This is a genomic window from Acidocella sp. C78 (assembly GCF_907164655.1).
Genome location: NZ_CAJQZK010000024.1, coordinates 1 through 17,784, shown reverse-complemented (window position 1 = coordinate 17,784; position 17,784 = coordinate 1). Strand labels below are relative to the sequence as shown.

At 73.3% G+C, this 17,784-nt stretch carries 17 protein-coding genes; 2 read left to right on the top strand and 15 right to left on the bottom strand.

All coding sequences use genetic code 11. The features are described from left to right. Positions 1-2 precede the first annotated feature (2 nt). The 4 genes from ACIDOCELLA78_RS000000109320 to ACIDOCELLA78_RS000000109305 form a co-directional block, all read right to left on the bottom strand. Positions 3-971 carry a chlorophyllide a reductase iron protein subunit X gene (locus ACIDOCELLA78_RS000000109320; RefSeq protein ID WP_201729348.1) on the bottom strand — a complete coding sequence of 323 codons (969 nt, stop codon included), beginning with the start codon at positions 969-971 and terminating at the stop codon, positions 3-5. Further along, the gene (gene bchC / locus ACIDOCELLA78_RS000000109315; RefSeq protein ID WP_201729347.1) at positions 968-1,906 is read right to left on the bottom strand and encodes a chlorophyll synthesis pathway protein BchC; all 939 of its coding nucleotides are present in this window, start codon (positions 1,904-1,906) and stop codon (positions 968-970) included. Before bchC ends, ACIDOCELLA78_RS000000109320 begins: the two co-directional genes overlap by 4 nt. A gap of 117 nt (positions 1,907-2,023) precedes the next feature. After that, the gene (locus ACIDOCELLA78_RS000000109310; protein WP_249676368.1) at positions 2,024-3,163 is read right to left on the bottom strand and encodes an acetylserotonin O-methyltransferase; all 1,140 of its coding nucleotides are present in this window, start codon (positions 3,161-3,163) and stop codon (positions 2,024-2,026) included. 10 nt (positions 3,164-3,173) lie between these two features. Then, on the bottom strand, positions 3,174-4,043 hold the full coding sequence (locus ACIDOCELLA78_RS000000109305; protein WP_201729346.1) for a polyprenyl synthetase family protein: 870 nt from the start codon (positions 4,041-4,043) through the stop codon (positions 3,174-3,176). 118 nt (positions 4,044-4,161) lie between these two features. Between ACIDOCELLA78_RS000000109305 and crtD the strand changes: the two genes are divergently transcribed. Beyond that, complete coding sequence (crtD, locus tag ACIDOCELLA78_RS000000109300; protein ID WP_201729376.1) at positions 4,162-5,661, top strand: 1-hydroxycarotenoid 3,4-desaturase CrtD; 1,500 nt, start codon at positions 4,162-4,164, stop codon at positions 5,659-5,661. Beyond that, on the top strand, positions 5,658-6,587 hold the full coding sequence (locus tag ACIDOCELLA78_RS000000109295; protein WP_201729345.1) for a carotenoid 1,2-hydratase: 930 nt from the start codon (positions 5,658-5,660) through the stop codon (positions 6,585-6,587). The genes crtD and ACIDOCELLA78_RS000000109295 overlap by 4 nt, the downstream gene beginning before the upstream one ends. Before the next feature lie 37 nt (positions 6,588-6,624). On the opposite strand, the gene ACIDOCELLA78_RS000000109290 is transcribed toward ACIDOCELLA78_RS000000109295, so the two are convergent. The 11 genes from ACIDOCELLA78_RS000000109290 to ACIDOCELLA78_RS000000109240 all read right to left on the bottom strand — a co-directional run. Further along, positions 6,625-6,765, bottom strand: a complete 141-nt coding sequence (locus tag ACIDOCELLA78_RS000000109290; RefSeq protein ID WP_201729344.1) for a hypothetical protein — start codon at positions 6,763-6,765, stop codon at positions 6,625-6,627. Continuing rightward, the gene (locus ACIDOCELLA78_RS000000109285) at positions 6,762-7,826 is read right to left on the bottom strand and encodes a phytoene/squalene synthase family protein (RefSeq protein ID WP_249676363.1); all 1,065 of its coding nucleotides are present in this window, start codon (positions 7,824-7,826) and stop codon (positions 6,762-6,764) included. Before ACIDOCELLA78_RS000000109285 ends, ACIDOCELLA78_RS000000109290 begins: the two co-directional genes overlap by 4 nt. After that, complete coding sequence (crtI, locus tag ACIDOCELLA78_RS000000109280; protein ID WP_201729343.1) at positions 7,807-9,336, bottom strand: phytoene desaturase family protein; 1,530 nt, start codon at positions 9,334-9,336, stop codon at positions 7,807-7,809. The genes ACIDOCELLA78_RS000000109285 and crtI overlap by 20 nt, the downstream gene beginning before the upstream one ends. Continuing rightward, the gene (gene bchO / locus ACIDOCELLA78_RS000000109275; protein ID WP_249676361.1) at positions 9,333-10,154 is read right to left on the bottom strand and encodes an alpha/beta fold hydrolase BchO; all 822 of its coding nucleotides are present in this window, start codon (positions 10,152-10,154) and stop codon (positions 9,333-9,335) included. The genes crtI and bchO overlap by 4 nt, the downstream gene beginning before the upstream one ends. 97 nt (positions 10,155-10,251) lie before the next feature. Beyond that, positions 10,252-11,940: a magnesium chelatase subunit D gene (locus ACIDOCELLA78_RS000000109270; RefSeq protein WP_201729342.1), complete on the bottom strand. Its 1,689-nt coding sequence runs from the start codon at positions 11,938-11,940 to the stop codon at positions 10,252-10,254. Then, the gene (gene bchI, locus ACIDOCELLA78_RS000000109265) at positions 11,937-12,959 is read right to left on the bottom strand and encodes a magnesium chelatase ATPase subunit I (RefSeq protein WP_201729341.1); all 1,023 of its coding nucleotides are present in this window, start codon (positions 12,957-12,959) and stop codon (positions 11,937-11,939) included. The genes ACIDOCELLA78_RS000000109270 and bchI overlap by 4 nt, the downstream gene beginning before the upstream one ends. 1 nt (position 12,960) lies before the next feature. Next, positions 12,961-13,467 (bottom strand): TspO/MBR family protein, encoded by a 507-nt coding sequence (locus ACIDOCELLA78_RS000000109260; RefSeq protein WP_201729340.1) that lies wholly within the window; start codon positions 13,465-13,467, stop codon positions 12,961-12,963. Further along, positions 13,464-14,660 carry a geranylgeranyl diphosphate reductase gene (locus ACIDOCELLA78_RS000000109255; RefSeq protein WP_201729339.1) on the bottom strand — a complete coding sequence of 399 codons (1,197 nt, stop codon included), beginning with the start codon at positions 14,658-14,660 and terminating at the stop codon, positions 13,464-13,466. Before ACIDOCELLA78_RS000000109255 ends, ACIDOCELLA78_RS000000109260 begins: the two co-directional genes overlap by 4 nt. A 1-nt stretch (position 14,661) precedes the next feature. Then, the gene (chlG, locus tag ACIDOCELLA78_RS000000109250; protein WP_201729338.1) at positions 14,662-15,591 is read right to left on the bottom strand and encodes a chlorophyll synthase ChlG; all 930 of its coding nucleotides are present in this window, start codon (positions 15,589-15,591) and stop codon (positions 14,662-14,664) included. Positions 15,592-15,606: 15 nt separating this feature from the next. Continuing rightward, positions 15,607-17,010 (bottom strand): transcriptional regulator PpsR, encoded by a 1,404-nt coding sequence (gene ppsR, locus ACIDOCELLA78_RS000000109245; RefSeq protein ID WP_249676357.1) that lies wholly within the window; start codon positions 17,008-17,010, stop codon positions 15,607-15,609. Positions 17,011-17,173: 163 nt separating this feature from the next. Then, positions 17,174-17,784, bottom strand: a 611-nt coding sequence (locus tag ACIDOCELLA78_RS000000109240) for a B12-binding domain-containing protein (RefSeq protein WP_201729336.1), incomplete at its 5' end; no start/stop codon positions are given.

Here is a 17,784-nt window from a genome sequence, read left to right as displayed (position 1 = left end):
GATCAGGCCCCCTCGTAGACGACTTCGAGCGACGGCCGGTTCAGCACGTCAGAGCCGCACATGTCCGCGAGGCTGGCGGGGTCCAGTACCACCCCGCGGCCCACCGCGTCGCCCTTGAACAGGCCGAGCAGCGCGTCCTGGCTCAGCGGCGTCGGGCGGATCGGCGGCGCCTCGGCCACCTGCACGCCGAGCGCCTCGAACAGCGGCGACCAGCGCCCGCCGGGCCGCCCGACGATCTCGTAATTCGCCGATTTGCGGCGGATATCCTCATCCGCCGGAATCGCGGCCAGCACCGGAATCCCCGCCGCCTCGGCGAAGGCCTGCGCCTCGCCGGTGCCGTCATCCTTGTTGATCACCAGCCCGGCGACGCCGACATTGCCGCCGAGCCTGCGGAAATAATCCACCGCCGAGCAGACATTGTTGGCGACATAGAGCGATTGCAGGTCGTTCGAGCCGACCACGATCACCTTCTGGCACAGATCGCGGGCGATCGGCAGGCCGAACCCGCCGCAGACCACATCGCCCAGGAAGTCGAGCAGCACGTAATCGAAATCCCACTGGTGAAAGCCCAGCTTGTCGAGCAGCTCGAACCCGTGGATGATCCCGCGCCCGCCGCAGCCGCGCCCCACTTCCGGGCCGCCCAGCTCCATGGCGAACACGCCGTCGCGCTTGAAGCAGACATCGCCGATCTCCACCGCCTCGCCGGCGGCCTTGCGGCGCGCCGAGGTCTCGATGATCGTCGGGCACGACTTGCCGCCGAACAGCAGCGAGGTCGTGTCGCTTTTCGGGTCGCACCCGATCAGCAGAACCCGCTTGCCGAGCTGCGCCATCGAATACGACAGGTTGGCGAGGGTGAAACTCTTGCCGATCCCCCCCTTGCCGTAGATCGCGATGATCTGCGTCTTCTTCGCCGGATTCGCGCTCGCGCCAATCTCGGTATCGGGAGCCGTGCGGCCGGCGCTTGCGTTCATGTCATGTCTCTCCAGTCGATGAGCAGTTTGAGGCAGGAATCGTCGTCGAAGGCGGCGGCATATCCCTCCGCCGCGTCCCCCGCCGGCACCCGGTGCGTCACCAGACCGGACAGGTCGAGCCGCCCCGCCGCGACCAGCGCTGCGACATCGGCGAGGTCCTCCGGCCGCCACTGCGCGGCAACCGAAATCCGCGCCTCGCGCAGGAAGGCCGGGGGAAAGGCGAAGCCGAGCGGCGCGGCGTAGAACCCGGCGAGGGTGATCATCCCCCCCGGCGCGAGATGGCCGATCAGCAGATCGAGAATTGCGGAATCGCCCGAGGCGTCGATGATCGTGCGATAATCCCGTCGCGGATCGTCCGCCGCGGCCCGCACCTCGTAGCCTCGCGCCCCGGCGAACCGCGCTGCCCTGGTTTCCCAGACCACCGGCGCGCCGCCATCGAGCGTCGCGAGGCGGGCGATCAGCCGGCCGAGAACGCCATGCCCGACGATCAGCTCCGGCGCTCCGCCGGCAACCCTGATCGCATGGCGAGCGGTCGCCGCCAGCGCCAGCAGGGTCGCGTCCTCGCCGAGCGCGGCGGGAACCCGGACCGCCCGCTCGGCCGGCACCACCAAATGTCGTGAATCCGCGCCGAACAGCGCGCGCAGTTCGCCAAAGCAGCGCGCCCCCGGCACGAACACCGTCTCGCCCAGCCGCCCGCGCGCCTCGCGCCCCGCCGCGACAATCGTGCCCGTCGCCTCGTAGCCCGGCACCAGCGGATAGCCCATGCCCGGAAAGGGCGGCATCTCGCCGGTGAAAATCAGCTTCTCCGTGCCGGTGCTCACCCCCGACCACGCCACCTCGACCACCACATCCGTGGCCGCTTGCGGATCGAGCCTCACCCGCCGGAGCGACAGGTCGAACGGCCTTTCGATGATGATGGCGAGACTGTCGAGCAAGGCACGTCCCCTCTGGAGTGCCGCGAGCCGTGCGGTCGTATTGTAAATGTCAGCTTACAAGTACAAAATAAAATGTCAATCTAAACTTACAGTCAACGCGTCTTTTGTCGCGCGCGCTCACCCGGCCCGCGCCGCGATCAGCCCGGTCAGCAGCGGCTGCGGCGTGGCGATCTGCCGCGCCCCGGTAAAGCCGGCGCGTTCCGCCATCGCGGCAAGCTCCGCCGCCCGCCGCGCCCGGCCGCGCCCCATCGCCAGCAGATAGAACCCGAAATACGCATCGCCCACCGGCGCCGCCCCCGCCGCGGCGGCCAGCGGCTCGGCGATCAGCAGGGTCGCGCCCGGTTGCAGGCAGGCGCGGACATTGCGCAGGATCGCCGTCGCATCCGCGTCGTCATGATCGTGCAGCACCCTGACGAGGGTGGCGATGTCCGCCCCCTCCGGCAGCCGGTCGGCGCGCATGTCGCCGCCATAGGCGCGGGCCGGGGCGCCGGCCCGCCCGGCCAGCCCCGCGCGGGCGAAGCGGGCCCGCGCCAGCGCCGCCACATCCGGCAGGTCGAACAGCATCAGCTCCAGGTCCGGCGCCCGCGCGGCGACCGCCTCGAGAAACCTTCCATCGCCGCCGCCGACATCGAGAATCCGCCGGTGCCGGCGGAAATTCCAGGCGGCGAGAATCCCCGCGGCGACCATCGGCTGCGAGGCCGCCATCAGCTGCGAATAGGCCGCCGCCCGCGGCGCGTCGCCGCCCTCATACGGCCAGAACCCGGCAAGGGTCGCATCCGTCTCGCCGCGCAGCAGCCCGACCGGATCGGCGAGGTCGCGATAGAGCAGCGCATGATGCCGGACCATCGCCGCGATGCCCGGATTGGCCAGCAGCGCGGCACCCAGCGGCCCGAGCGCCACGCTCGCGCCATCGGTCTCCAGCAGCCGCAGCGCCGCCCCCGCCCGCGCGAGCCGCAGCATCGCCGCGGGCGCGAGGCGGCAGCGCGCGGCCAGCCGGTCGAGCGGCTCCGCCCCCGCCGCCAGCAGCGCGAACAGGTCAAGCTCGACACACGCCGCCAGCGTCTGCGAATAGACGAAGCCGGCGCACAGATCGAACAGCGCCCGCGCCTCCCGCCGCGCCACGAACCGGGTCGGCGGAAAACGCGCCGCAACATCCTGGAAGGTGCCGTTCGCAAGCAGCCGGTTGCGCAGATCCCGCCAGCGCCGCCGCCAGCCCGACACCGGCGGAACACCGGCGCGCACGGCGCTCGCCGTCACCGCGCGCGCCTCAGGCCGCCGCGCGCGCCAGCCCCTTGGGCACCAGCCGCTTCGCCTCCTGCACGATCAGCGCACGCAGCGCCGCCACCCCCGGACAATCGGGGATGGACGCCGCGGCGCGCTCCGCCACCTCGTCCAGCAGATCGAGCGCGCCCTCGATGCCGAAGCGCCGCACGGCACTCGGCCGGTGCAGCGCGTCGTCCCGCCCGACCGGCTTGCCGCACGAAGCCGCATCCCCGGCAGCATCGCAGAGATCGTCGGCGATCTGATAGGCATCGCCCAGATTGTCGCCCAGCGCCCGCCACGGCAGCGGGTCCTCGCCCGCGCTCGCCGCCCCGGCCATCGCCGCCGCCGCGAACAGCGCCGAGGTCTTGGCCCGCTGATAGCGCGCGAGATCCACCTCGTCCTCGCTCTCCCAGGCCTGACCGGCGACGATGCCGCCCGGCATGCCCACCGCCTCGGCGACGATCCCGCTGAGCGCGACAACCGGGCCCGGCTGCACCGCGCAGCCGAGGGCGAGGGTCTGGAACGCCAGCACGATCAGCGCATCGCCCGCGAGCACCGCGATCGGCGCGCCGAACGCGGCATGCACCGAGGGGCGGCCGCGCCGCGTCGCCGCATCGTCGAAACAGGGCAGGTCGTCATGCACGAGCGAGGCGCAATGCAGGAATTCCAGCGCCGCCCCCGCCGCCACCGCCGCGTCGAACCGGTCGGCCCCGCAGGCGGAGGCCACCGCGAGGCACAGCCGCGGCCGCACCCGCGCGCCGCGCGGAAACACCGCGTGCCGCATCGCCGCCGCCAGCTTCGGCGGTCCGCCGCCGGTTTCGGCCCGCAGCATGGCCGTGGTGAGGGTGGATTCGATGAGCGACATGGCATCCATGACGGACCTCCGATGGTTAAGCCGTGTGTCACTTTTTATTGTCGCTTTTAACTGTGCGATCTGGTTGACACTCCGTCAAGTATTTTCGGATACTCGGCCGCTATCGGAGGACCCCGCGATACCCGCACGAGACCCATCGACCGTCCTGATCATCGGCGCCGGCATGGGCGGCCTCGCCGCTTCCATCCGCCTCGCCGCCGCCGGCCGGCGCGTCACCGTGTTCGACCGCGCGGCAGCACCCGGCGGCAAGCTGCGCGCCGTCACCGTCGCCGGCCGCGCGATCGATGCGGGGCCAACCGTGGTCACGATGCGCCACGTGTTCGACGACCTGCTGCGCGCCGCCGGCACCAGCCTCGCGGCCGAGCTTCGCCTCGCCCCGCTCGATGTCATCGCCCGGCATCACTGGCAGGACGGCACCCGGCTCGACCTGCGGCAAACCCCGGCCGCGAGCGAGGCCGCCATCCTCGCCGCCTTCGGCCCGCGCGCCGCCCGCGAATTCGCCGCCTTCTGCCGCCGCAGCGGCGCGCTCTACGATGCGCTCGACGCCGCCTTCATGCGCAACCCGTCTCCCGGTCTCCTCGCCCTCGGCCGGCGCACCGGCCTCGCCGGCCTGCTGGCCCTCGGCCGCGCCTCGCCCTTCGCCAGCCTGTGGTCGGTCCTCGGCAGCCGCTTCACCGATCCCAGGCTGCGCCAGCTCTTCGCCCGCTACGCGACCTATTCCGGCGCCTCGCCCTTCGCCGCGCCGGCGACGCTGATGCTCATCGCCCACGCGGAACAGCGCGGCGTGTGGACGATCGAGGGCGGCATGACGATGCTGGCCGCCGCGCTGATGCGCGCCGCCAGCCGCCACGGCGCGCGCTTCCGCCTCGGCGCGCCTGTGGCCGAGGTGCTGACCGATGGCGGCCGCGTCAGCGGCGTCCGCCTCGCGGATGGCTCGGAGGTCGCCGGCCGCACGGTCATCGCCGCCGGCGAGATCGGCGCGATCGGCGCCGGCGGCCTCGGCGCCGCCGCCCGCGCCGCCCTCGGCCGCGCCGCCGCCGCCCCGCGCTCGCTCTCGGCGGTGACCTGGCAGGTCGTCGCCCATGCGCGCGGCTTCCCGCTCAGCCACCACAACGTGTTCTTCAGCCGCGACTACCCCGCCGAGTTCGCCGCCCTCGCCGCCGGCGCCCTGCCGCCGGACCCGACCATCTATGTCTGCGCCCAGGACCGTGGCGGGCAGGCGCCCGGCGAGCGGCCCCGCGGCGCCGGCGCGGAACGGCTGCTGGTGCTGGTCAACGCCCCGCCGCTCGGCGACAATGCCATGCCGGACGATGCCGCGACCGCCGCCTGCTGGGCCCGTGTGCGCGCCCGCCTCGCCGCCGCCGGCCTCACGCTCGACATCGTGGGCAGTGCCGTCACCGGCCCGCCCGGCTTCGAACGGCTGTTCCCCGGCGCCGGCGGCGCGCTCTATGGCCGCGATCTCGCCAGCTGGCGCGATCCCTTCGCCCGCCCGCGGGCGCGCACCGCGCTGCCGGGGCTCTACCTCGCCGGCGGCTCGGCGCATCCCGGCCCGGGCCTGCCGATGGCCGCCCTCTCCGGCAGTTTCGCCGCCGCCGCCATCCTGGCGGACGCGGAATGATCCGCTTCGACCGCCCGGTCCCGCGCGGCGGCTATGCCTGGTGGTATGTCGACGCGCTGAGCGACGACGGGCGCCACGCCCTCACCCTGATCGCCTTCATCGGCTCGGTGTTCTCACCCTATTACGCCGCCGCCCGCCGCCTCGCCCCCGACGGCGCGGCACCGGAGGATTTCGTTGCCATCAACCTCGCCCTCTACGGCCCGCGGGCCAACCGCTGGACCATGACCGAGCGCCGCCGCCACAGCCTGCGGGCCGAGGCCGCCAGCCTCGTCATCGGCCCGAGCCGGCTCACCTTCGATGCCGGCGGGCTTGCGGCCGAGATCGCGGAATGGTCGAACCCCCTGCCGCGCCGGGTGCGCGGCACGCTCCGCCTCACCCCCCACGCGCTGGAGAGCGCCCTCTACACGCTCGATGCGGCGGGACGGCACCGTTGGCAGCCGCTCGCGCCCTGCGCGCGCATCCGTGTCGCCTTCACCGAGCCCGACCTCGCCTGGGAAGGCAACGCCTATCTCGACCGCAACGAGGGCGACGAGCCGATCGCCCGCGCCTTCCGGCGCTGGCACTGGTCGCGCGCGGCAACCCGGCAGGGCGCGGCCATCCTCTACCACGCGGAGCGGCGCGACGGCGGGCAGACCTCGCTCGCCCTCGCCTTCGCCGCCGCCGGCGGTGCCACCGCCTTCACGCCCCCGCCCATCGCCGCCCTGCCGGCGACGCGCTGGCGCCTCGCGCGCGAAACCCGCAGCGATGGCGCCGCCACCCTGATCGGCAACCTCGAAGACACGCCCTTCTACGCCCGCGCCCGCATCGCCGCCTCGCTCGGCGGCGAACAAGTCGAGGCCGTGCACGAGACGCTGGATTGCGACCGTCTGGTCCACCCCGCCGTGCAGTTCATGCTGCCCTTCCGCATGCCGCGCCGGTTCATCTGAGATTGAGGCAGCCGATCCGAAAGGATCAGATGATGCTCTAGGACCCGTCGCGCTCGCGGTCCCGCCGCAGGCTCCGCCGCACCGACACGAGCGACCAGATGGCCGCCGCCAGCACCAGCGCGTCGATGCCCGAAAACTCCAGAAAGGTCGCGTAATGCCCGGCCCAGGCCGCCATCACGCCGGCTCCGCCGCACCGCAGACGAGCGGGAGGCGCGCCCCGGCCGCCCTCATCCGCGCCGTGCGTTCCTCGCGTTCCAGCCGGTCGATGAGCAGGATCACCCGCGCCGCCGCCCCCACCGCCTCGCCGCCCGACGCCGCCGCATCGATCAGGAAGCGCACTTCCGGACAAGGGGAAGATGGCCCGGCAAGCGGCGCCCACAGCCCCGCGGTCGCGGCATCGGCCAGCGAGAGCGCGGCCAGCCCGAGCTTCCGCCGGCCGGAAACGCGGGTGCGCGTGGTGACCGAGTCGAGCCCGTTCGCCGCCAGGCGCCGGCCGATCTCGCGATAGATCCGCCGCGCCGCCGCAATGCCGGGCCGGCAGGCCAGCGGCAGCGCGGCGATGCCGCTTCCCGCGGCCGCATAGCGCCGCTCGGCCTCGTCGAGCAGGCGGCCGATCACCCGCGCCAGCGCCGGGCTGAATTCCGGGCGGGCGAGGAACCGCTCGGGCTCCAGCCCGGCCTCGTCCAGCCAGTCCAGCGGCAGATAGAGCCGGCGCTCCGCCGCATCCTCGCCCACGTCGCGGGCGATGTTGGTCAGCTGCATCCCAAGGCCGAGATCGCAGGCAGCAGCGAGGCTCGCCTCGTCCCGCACGCCCATCAGCATCGCCATCATCACCCCGACCGACCCCGCCACCCGCGCCGCATAGGCGCGCAACTCCGCGAGCGTCGCATAACGCCGCCCCGCCGCGTCCCAGGCCAGAGCCTCGATCAGCGCCTCCGGCAGCGCCCGCGGAATCCCGTGCGCCGCCATGGTCGCGGCAAAGGCACGATCGACCGGATCATCGAGCCGCGCGCCGCGGCAGATCGCCTCCAGCCGCGCCGATATCGCCGCAACCCCCGCCGCCTTGTCGGCGGCAAGGTCCACCGCGTCGTCGGCCTCGCGGCAGAAGGCGTAGAGCGCGGTCGCCGCGGCGCGCGCCGCCGCCGGCAGCAGCAGCGAGGCGGCATGAAAGCTGACCGAGCCGCGCCGCAATTGCGCGGCGCAGGCGGCGATGTCGGGATCAGACGAACGTATCGGCATCGGGAACCACCGTATCGAGAACCCGCGCGGTCGAGAGCACGCCCGGCACCCCGGCGCCGGGATGGGTGCCCGCGCCCACCAGGAACAGGTTGCGCACATCCTCGCTCGCATTGTGCGGGCGGAACCAGGCGCTCTGGGTCAGCACCGGCTCCATCCCGAAGCCGGCGCCCCAGGTCGAATCGTAGCGGGTCGCGAAATCCCGCGGCGTCATCACCCGCGAGGTGACGATGTGCCCGCCAAGCCCCGGCATCACCGTCTCCGCCAGCCGCCGCTCGACACGCTGGCGGAACGCCTCGGCCTCGCGCTCCCAGTCCTGGCCGCCGCCCAGATGCGGCACCGGCGCGAGCGCGTAGAAGGCGTCGCATCCTTCGGGCGCCAGCGCCGGATCGGTCGCCGTCGGGCGATGCAGATAGAGGCTCATGTCCGGCGCCAGGCGCTTCTTCTCGAAAATGTCGTCGAGCAGCCCGCGATAGCGCGGCCCCATCACGATCGTATGGTGCGGCACCTCGCCGAACTGCCGGTCGGTGCCGAAATACCAGACGAACAACCCCATCGAGTAGCGCGCCGCGGCGAGCTTGCGGTCGGTCCAGCGCCGCCGCGCCACCCCGCGCAGCAGATGGCCATAGGTAAACCCGGTGCAGGCGTCGGAGACCACGATATCCGCCGCGATCCGGCTGCCATCCGCGAGTTCGACGCCGCACGCCGCCCCCTCGCGCACGAGAATGCGGTCCACAGGCGTGTTGCAGCGGATGTGATTGCCTTGCCGCCCGATCAGCCGCGCCAGCCCGGCGACGATCGCCCCGGTCCCGCCCATCGCGAAATGCACGCCGTGCCGGCGCTCCAGATGCAGGATCAGCGCGTAGATGGCGCTGACCCGGAACGGATTGCCGCCGACCAGCAGCGGATGGAAGCTCAGCGCCGCGCGCACCCGCGGGTCGCGCACATGCCGCGCCACCAGCCCATGAACGCTGCGATGGCCGGACAGCCGCACGAGGTCGGGCAGGATGCGCGCCATGTCGGTCCAGTGGCCGAACGGGACGTGGCCGAGCCGCTCGAACCCGATCCGGTAGATCTCCTCGGTCATCGCGATGAAGCGCTCGTAGCCGGCCACATCCCCCGGGGCGAGCCGGCCGATCTCGGCGCACATCGCATCATGATGGCCGGAGCAATCGACATGCGAGCCGTCATCGAAGCGGATGCGATAGAACGGGTCGATCGGCCGCAGATCGACATCGTCGGCCATCCGCCCGCCGGCCAGCGCCCAGAGTTCCTCCAGCAGGAAAGGCGCGGTGATGATGGTCGGGCCGGCATCGAACACGAACCCGTCCTGCCGGAACACCGAGGCCCGGCCGCCGGGCTGCTCGCAGCGTTCCAGCACGGTGACGCGCCAGCCCCGCGCGCCGAGCCGGATCGCGGCGGCCAGCCCGCCGAACCCCGCCCCGATCACCACCGCATGCGGCCGCCTCGACATCGCCTCCGCTCCCACGTCCTGACGGGCGATCACGTTCATGCCGCCAGCACCCCGATCTCGCGCGCGAAACCGGCGATCTCGCCGGCCACGCGCTCGGGCGCCTCCTCATGCGCGAGATGGCCGAGACGCGGCAGCTCGATCACCCTCGCCCCGGCCACACGCCGCGCGATCTCGCGCGCGTCGGCCGGCGGGATCGAGCGGTCCGCCGTCCCCACGATCAGCAGCAAGCTGGGTGCGAGACGCGGCAGCGCCGCGGCCAGCGGTGCGAGGTCCCAGTTCGCCATCATCATCAATGCCGCCCCCGCATGGCCGCTGCGCCGCGCCAGCCGTGCATAGAATTCCGCCCCCGCCGCATCGATGCGCGATCCGGTGCCGCGCAGCAGCCGCGCCACCACCGCCTTGTCCGCCGCGTGCCAGGCGAACACGCGCGGCACCAGCGGGTTGAGCGCGAACAGCCGCGCCAGCGGCGAGAATACCTGCCCGGCAACGCCCTTCAGCGGCAGCAGCGCGCCGTTGAGGCTGACCAGGCCCGCCGGCGCGATCCGCCCCTGCAGGCACATCTCGGCCAGAATCGCCGCCCCCGCCGAATGCCCGGCCACCAGCGCCGGCCGCGCCCCGAGCGCATCGAGCAGGCCCGCGATCGCGCCGGCCATGCCGGGCAGCGACATGCGCGGCCAGAACGGCGCCGCGGTGAAACCGTGGCCCGGCAGATCCGGCGCGACGATCGTGAAATCCCGCGCCAGCAGCGGCGCCAGCCCGCGCCAGGAATGGGTCGCCGCCCCGGTGCCGTGCAGCAGCAGCAGAACCGGCCCCGCCCCCATCACCTGAACATGGAAACGCAACCCGCCGGCGGTCACGAAGCGGCTCGCCGCGCGGTTCGGCCAGTCCCGCCATCGGTCTCCCAGTCGGGCGCCTCGGCCTCGAACACCCGGTCCCACAGCGCGAGCGCGGCGCTCATGCGGCCTGCTCCGCGCGGATCGCCCGGCTCAGCGCGCGCGCATCGGCAAAGGGCAGCGGCAGGTAGCGCGCCCGCATCGCGCCGGCGAGTTCGGCGGCGAACGCGTTCGGCCGCGGCGCGGTGTCGATCAGCAGGGCGGGAATTCCATCCGCGGCGCAGGCGGACGCCGCCGCCCGCGCATCCGCCGCCGCCGCCGCGCGGCCCGGCTGGCGGTCGCGGCCGATATTCGCCCCGCCATCGGTCAGCAGCACCAGCAGCGGCCGGTTGCCCCGCCGCCGCGCGCCGAGAGCGATGTCGCGCGCGGCGTCGATCCCGCTGGCCAGCGGCGTCGCCCCGCCGCCCGGCAGCGCGGCAAGGCTCCGCCGCGCGCGCGCCAGCGCCGCGGTGGGCGGCAGCAGCAGCTCCGCGCCACGGTTGCGGAATGCCAGCAGCGCCACCTGGTCGCGCCGCACATAGCAATCGGCCAGCAGCAGTTGCACCGCGCCCTTCGCTTCCGCCAGCCGGTTCAGCGCCGACGAGCCGGAGGCGTCGACCGCGAAAATCGCCACCGAGCGGACCGGCGCCTGATGCCGGCGAACCCGGAAATCCCCCCCCAGCACGATCACCCGCCCCGGATGATCCGGCCGCTCGCGCCGGCGCAGCGCCTGCATCGGGGCGGCGGCCCGCAGCGTCTCGACGAGGGCGAGGCCATGCTCCCGCCCCGGCCGGCCGGGCCGCGCGCCGAGCGGCCTTCCATGCGCCGCCGTCGCGGCGGCAGGGGCGGCGGCGCGCCCGCCCGCTTGACCGCGGCGGCCCTGGCCGAGCAGCAGCGCGGCCAGGAGTTCGGGCGGCAGGGCGCTGCGGGCGGCGTCGAGAACCCGGTCCGCCGCCTGCTCGCCCGGCGTCTCCGGCGCCGCCGAATCCATCTCCTCGTCGCGGCCTTCCGGCGGCGGCGGCTCGGGCGGCGCGTCCTCTTCGGCCGCCGCCGGCAGGCGGGTGGCCCGATGGGCGAGCACGAGCTGCGCCGCCAGCATCGCATCCTCCTCGCCGGCGCTGCGGCGGCCGGCCAGCGCCGCGGCGGCCCGCGCCGCCCGCATGGCGAGGATCACCGGCCGCAGCGAAAAGATGCCGAGTTGCGCCGCCACATGGCAGAGCGCCTCGGCCACGCCATCGCCCATCCGCATCCGCGCCAGCCGCCGCCGCGCCGCGCCAAGCCCGCGCGATCGCGCCCGCGGCGCCGCGAGGTCGGCGGCATCGAGCGCGAAGGCCATCCGGTCGGCCAGCGCGGGGGCCAGCCGTTCCTCCGGCCCGATCCCCTCATCGAGGGCGATGGCGCCGAACCGCCCCTCCTGCGCCAGCGCCAGCCGCGCGCACAGGGCGCGGTCGAGCCGCTCGGCCATCGGCAGCACCAGCACGCCGCCCGCCGCCTCCGCCAGCAGCCCGGCCGCCATCACCCTGCGCCCGGCGGCGAGGCTCGCCGCGAGGTCGATCCCGCCCAGCAAGCGTCCGTCGTCGATCCCGGCGGGAACCCGCCGCATCGCCGCCCCCGCCGGCAGCAAAGCGCGGACATGCTCGACAAACCCGTCCCGCGCCGGGCCGAACGGCGCGCGGACCCAGATGCCCCCCAGCCCCGCCGGATCAAGACTGAACAGGGCCGCGACCACCGCCGCGCTGCGCGCCGGGCGCGGCGGCGGCATCGGGCTCATGCGGCGAACACCTCGTCCAGCGCGCGATCCACCCGCGCGCCGGCCATCGATTCATCGAGCGGATCGCGCCGCAGCCGGTGGCGCAGCGCCGCGGGGGCCACCGCCCGCAGATGCGCCGGCGTCACCGCGACCGCGCCCTTCAGCGCCGCCTTCGCCCGTGCCGCGCGCAGCAGCGTCAGCTCGCCGCGCAGCCCGTCGGTGCCGAGCGCCACGCACAGCCGGGCGGCGAGCGCCAGCACCTCGTCGGCGACCGCGACCATTGGCAGCAGCCGCCGCGCCGCGACGATCGCCTCGCGCAGCCCGGCCTCCGCCGCCGCGAAGCGCCGCGCGAAGCCGGCCGGGTCCTGCTCGAACGCGTCCCGCCGCCGCACCACCTCGATCCGCTCGTCGATATCCGTCGGCGTCCGGACCTCGACGCACAGGCCGAACCGGTCGAGCAGCTGCGGCCGCAGCTCGCCCTCCTCGGGGTTGCCGCTGCCGATCAGCACAAAGCGCGCCGGATGGCGCAGGCTCAGCCCCTCGCGCTCCACCACGTTCTCGCCCGAGGCCGCGACATCGAGCAGCAGATCCACCAGATGATCCTCCAGCAGATTGATCTCGTCGATATAGAGAAACCCCCGGTTGGCGCGGGCCAGCAGCCCCGGCTCGAACGCCTTCACGCCATCGGCCAGCGCCCGCTCGATGTCCAGCGCACCGACCACCCTGTCCTCGGTGGCGCCGAGCGGCAGATCCACCACCGGCACCCGCACCCGCTCGCGCGGCAACCGCCCGCCGACGCGCAGCACCCGGCACTCCGGGCAGAGCCGCCGCCGATCCGCCGGATCGCAGCGATAGCGGCAGCCCGCCACCGCACTCACCGCCGGCAGCAACGCCGCCAGCGCCCGCACCGCGGTCGACTTGCCGGTGCCCCGATCGCCCAGCGCCAGCACCCCGCCCAGCGCCGGCTCGATCGCCGCGATCAGCAGCGCCTCCTTCATCTCGTCCTGGCCGACGATCGCGCTGAACGGATACGGCCCCATGTCAGCGCGCCCCCAGAGCGGCGCCGAACGGGCGGTTCAGCCGCACGATCGTCAGGTTCAGCACGCCGGCGAAACCCACCCACAACAGATAGGGCAGCAGCAACAGGCTCGCCCCCGCGGCATAAGGCTGCATCGCCAGCATGATCGCCGCGATCGAGGCGAACAGCGCCACCAGCTCGGCCAGCGCCCAGTCCGGCCGCTTCAGCGTGAAGAACAGCACGCTCCACAGGATGTTCAGCACCGCGTTGAGCCCGAACAGCACCACGAGCCGCCCGGCCGCGCCGGGTGCGGGCGCGCTTTCCCAGCCGATCACGCCGGCGGCGGCGGCGAGCGCGAAAATCAGCGTCCAGACCGGGCCGAACAGCCATTCCGGCGGCTGCCAGGACGGCTTGCGGAGCTGGCGGTACCACGCGCCCAGCCGCGTCGCGAGCCCGCCGGCCAGCGCCGTCGCCGCCGCCGCGCCCGCCGCGACCAGCACCGGCTCCCAGCCGCCCCCGAGCGCGCTCATGCCCGCGCCAGCCCGGTCAGATGCGCGATGTTCTTCGCGAAGATACGCAGATGCGCCGCCGGCTTCGCCCGCACCAGCGCCTTTTCCATATAGGCCTGCCAGGTGATCGACTGCACGTCGGCGTCGCCGCAGATGGCGACGAACCGCTCCCGCCGCCGGTCGCTGGCATACCAGAAATCCTGCATCATCCCGAGCACGGCGAACACCATGCCGTGCGCCGCCATGAACCGCCGCCGCGCCTCGCGCAGCGCCCGCGCATCGCCGCTGGCGCAAAAGGCGTCGGACGCCTCGCCGGCGAGCTGCCCGCCGAGCATCGCGTAATAGATCCCCTCGCCCGAGGCCGGCGCCACCACCCCGGCGGCATCGCCCGCCAGCAGCACGTTCACCCCGTCATCCCAGCGCGCCAGCGGCTTCAGCGGCAGCGGCGCGCCCTCGGCGCGGATCGTCTCCGCCTGCCCGAGCCCGGCCTCGTCGCGCAGCGCCGCCACCGCGCCGCGCAGCGAAAACCCCTTCACCGCGCTGCCGGTGCCGATGCTCGCGGTCTCGCCATGCGGGAAAATCCAGGCGTAGAAATCGGGCGAAACCCGCGCATCGTAATAGATGTCGCACCTTTTGCCGTCCCAGCCCGCGGCCGCCGCCTCACCCGCCGCCGGCGCGCGGATCACCTCGTGATAGGCGAACACCCGCCGCGCCGCGCGCGCCGCCGGCACCATCTGCCGCGCCACCGCCGAGGCCGCGCCATCGGCGCCGATCACCGCCCGCGCCGCCACCGTGTGCCGCATTTCGCCGGCGCGGTAATGCACCAGCGTCCGCCCGTCCGCCGCGCGCTCGATGCGCTCGTGCCGCCCGGTCCGCCGCACCGCGCCGGCCCGCGCCGCCCGCGCGCGCAGGAACTCGTCGAACACGTCGCGGTCCACCATGCCGACGAACCCGTCCCCGGCAATCGGCATCGACACCTGCCGCCCGCGCGGCGAAACGATGCGCGCCCCCCGCGCGCGGGCCACCAGCAGATGATCGGGGATGTCGAACTCATGGATGAGCCGCGGCGGCACCGCGCCGCCGCAGGGCTTGATCCGCCCCGCGCGGTCGAGCAGCAGCACCGCGCGGCCGGCCCGCGCCAGCGTGGCGGCGGCCGTCGCCCCGGCCGGTCCGCCGCCGATCACCGCCACGTCGTATTCCTCTATCGCGGCCATTTCACGCTCCTCCGCCGGCGAGCGCGAAAGCGCAGACCAGCATGCCAATCACATAAAGCGTCGTCCCGGTCGCGTTGTACCAGGGGGCGCGCTCGCGCGGGCGCTGCAGCAGCCTTCCCATCAGCCCGAGCTGGCACGCCAGCAACAGCCCGACCGCGAACGCCGCGAGCGGGTGATCCCAGGCGATCATCAGCCCGATCACCACGATCTGCGGCAGCGCCATCACCACGCAGGCGAGCCGCGCCGCCGGGCCGACGCCGAGCTGCACCGGCAGCGACCTGATGCCGCTCCGCCGATCCCCCTCGACCGACTTGAAATCGTTCAGCGTCATGATGCCATGCGCGCCGAAACTGTAGAGCAGCGCCAGCCACAGCACCGGGGCGGAGGGCAGCGCGCCGCGCATCACCGCCGCCCCGGTGAACCACGGCACCCCCTCGTAGCAGAGGGCGACGGCGGCATTGCCCCACCAGCCATTGCGCTTCAGCCGCAGCGGCGGCGCGCTGTAGGCCCAGGCCGCGAGCAGGGCGAACACCGCGGCGCCGACGCCCCAGCGCCCGAGCGGGGCCGCCACCGCGAGCGACAGCGCCGTCCAGATCAGCGCGACATAAAGCCCCCAGCGCCCCGGCATCCGCCCCGAGGGGATCGGCCGGTCCGGCTCGTTGATCGCATCGACATGGCGGTCGAACCAGTCATTCACCGCCTGCGAGGTGCCGCAGACCATCGGCCCGGCCAGCACCATGCCGAGCAGAAGCTCCGGCCAGCGCCCGGCCAGCGGCGCGCCGGAGGACACCGCACCGCACACGAACGCCCAGATCGCGGCGAACCACGTGACCGGCTTGAGAAGTTCGAGACAGACCCGCGGCGCGGGCAGGGATGAAGGGGCGACGCGCAGGGGAGCAAGCGTGAGGTTCGGCTCTTTCGCTGACGCCATCGCTCCCCCTTCGGCCTATCCGGGGCTGGCCGGCGCGGCATCCATCATGCCGTAGCGCCGCAGCTTCACGTAAAGGCTCTGTCGCGACAGGCCGAGCATCTCGGCCGCCGAGGCCCGGTTGTCGCCGGTGATGTCGAGCGCCGCCTCGATCGACAGCCGCTCGATCACGTCGGTCGCCTCGCGGACGATGTCCTTGAGCGACACCCGGCCGATCAGCTCGCCGATCTGTTCGAGCGAGCGCGGCACGGCCCGCGTCGCGCTCGGGCGCATCAGCTCCGGCGTCCCCCGCCCGGCGACGTTGCGGATCGCGAAACCATAGCAGGGCTTGCCGCCGCTGGTGACCGACACCGCCGAAATCTCGACTTCGATCTCGGTGCCGAACTCGTCGCGCAAGGTGGTGGGATAGAGCCGCACGGACCCGTTCTGCCGCAGATTGGCGGTCACCACCGGCAGGTCCACGCCCGGCCGGCCGAGCCACTGCTCCAGCGAATGCCCGACGACCTGCTCGGCGGACGCCGCCTGCACCATCTCGGCGAAGGCCGCGTTCGCCGCGATCACCCGCCCGTCATGACCGGCGACGACGAAGCCATCCGGCGCGTTGTCGATCAGTTTCAGCAGATCCGCCCGGCTGTCCGCCAGCACGTCCTGCCGCACGGCGCGCGGCGCCGGCGCCAGGCGGATGAGGAAGTGCAGCCCGCCGCCCTGACGGATCACGAAGGCCGAGAGATGCGCCGGCTCCGCCTGCCCGAGCAGGCGGATCGGCGTGTCGTCGGCGCGGCCGGCCCGGCTCACCCCACCCAGCATCTGGTCGAGCGCCGCCCGGCTGCCCGGCTCCACCAGGTCGGCGACGGGCCGTCCCACCAGCTTGCCCTGCCCGTGAAACATCCGCTGCGCCGCCGGATTGGCCTCGACCACGCGCTGCGTCGCGCCATCGACCACCAGCATCGGCTCGGAGGATTTCTGGAACAGGATGCGATAGCGCGTCTCGACATGGCGCAGCCGCGAATAATCCCGCTCCAGCGATTGCTGCACGTCGATCAGCCGCTGCTGCAACACGGCGATGGTCCTGAGATCGCGCCCGAACGCGACGACGCTGCCCTTCTCGCCGATAGCGAGCGCCGAAAACAGCACCGGAACGTCGCGGCCGTCGCGGCCGGGGCAATTCACGTGCCGGTCCGAGGCGAGCGGCTGCGCGGCCTGGTCATCGCCCGCCGCCCGCAGCATCGCCGCCACCTTGTCACGGCTTTCCACCGTCACGGTGTCCGCCCAGCGCTGCCCGACCCAGTCGGAAATCTCGGCGAACTCGCGCGCGAGTCCGGCGTTCTGCACCGCGATGTCACGGATCACGCCCTTCCGGTCGACGATCAGCGCAATATCCGCCATCGTCGCAATCATCATGCCGACAATGTCCGGACTCATGCCGACGAGCCATTTGCCGGGCGATTTGAAGGCTTTCATCTCGGACCACTCTTTCAGCCGTTTGTATATATATTCGAGACGTCTGAAGTATCCTCCCTGGTGTCAACTTTCAACTACCCTGGTCGTCAATGCGCACTGACATGCGTCTCGTTCAGGGCAAAATTCAGCGCCGCGCCGCCTCGCGGTTGAGCGTCAGCCTTCCGGCCTGGCGCAGCGCGTCCTGCGCGTCGGCGGCCATCGAGTCCGCGCCCACGAACTGGCAGCGTTCCGGATAGTCGAGAAAGGCCTTGCCGCCGACCATCACATGCAGGTCGGGGTTCGGCGCGACGGCGCGCAGCGAGCGGATGATGGCGGGCAGGCCCTTCAGCCAGCGGTCCGTCGTCACCGACAGGCCGATGACGTCGAACCAGTTGCGCCGCGCGATGCCGAGCAGCACCGCGCGGGTGCTGCGCGGCTCGGCACTCACCAGCCAGCCGGCATGGCTGAACACATCCGCCAGCACCGCGATCCCGAATGTGTGCTGCTCGCCCGGCGCCGCCGCGAACAGCGCATGCCCGGCCACCCGCGCGCCTCCGCCCGGCAGGTCCGCCGGCGGCCCGCTCTCGATCAGGATCTGGTTGAGCCGCACCATGCCGAGCGTGACGGCGGCGAAATCGCAGCGGTCCTCCTCCCACAACACGCCGAGCCGGCGCGCCGCAGGGGTCAGCAGGTCGTGCAGGATCATGTCATGATCCGCCCCGCGCGCGGTGAACTGGTCGATCAGCACATGCGCGC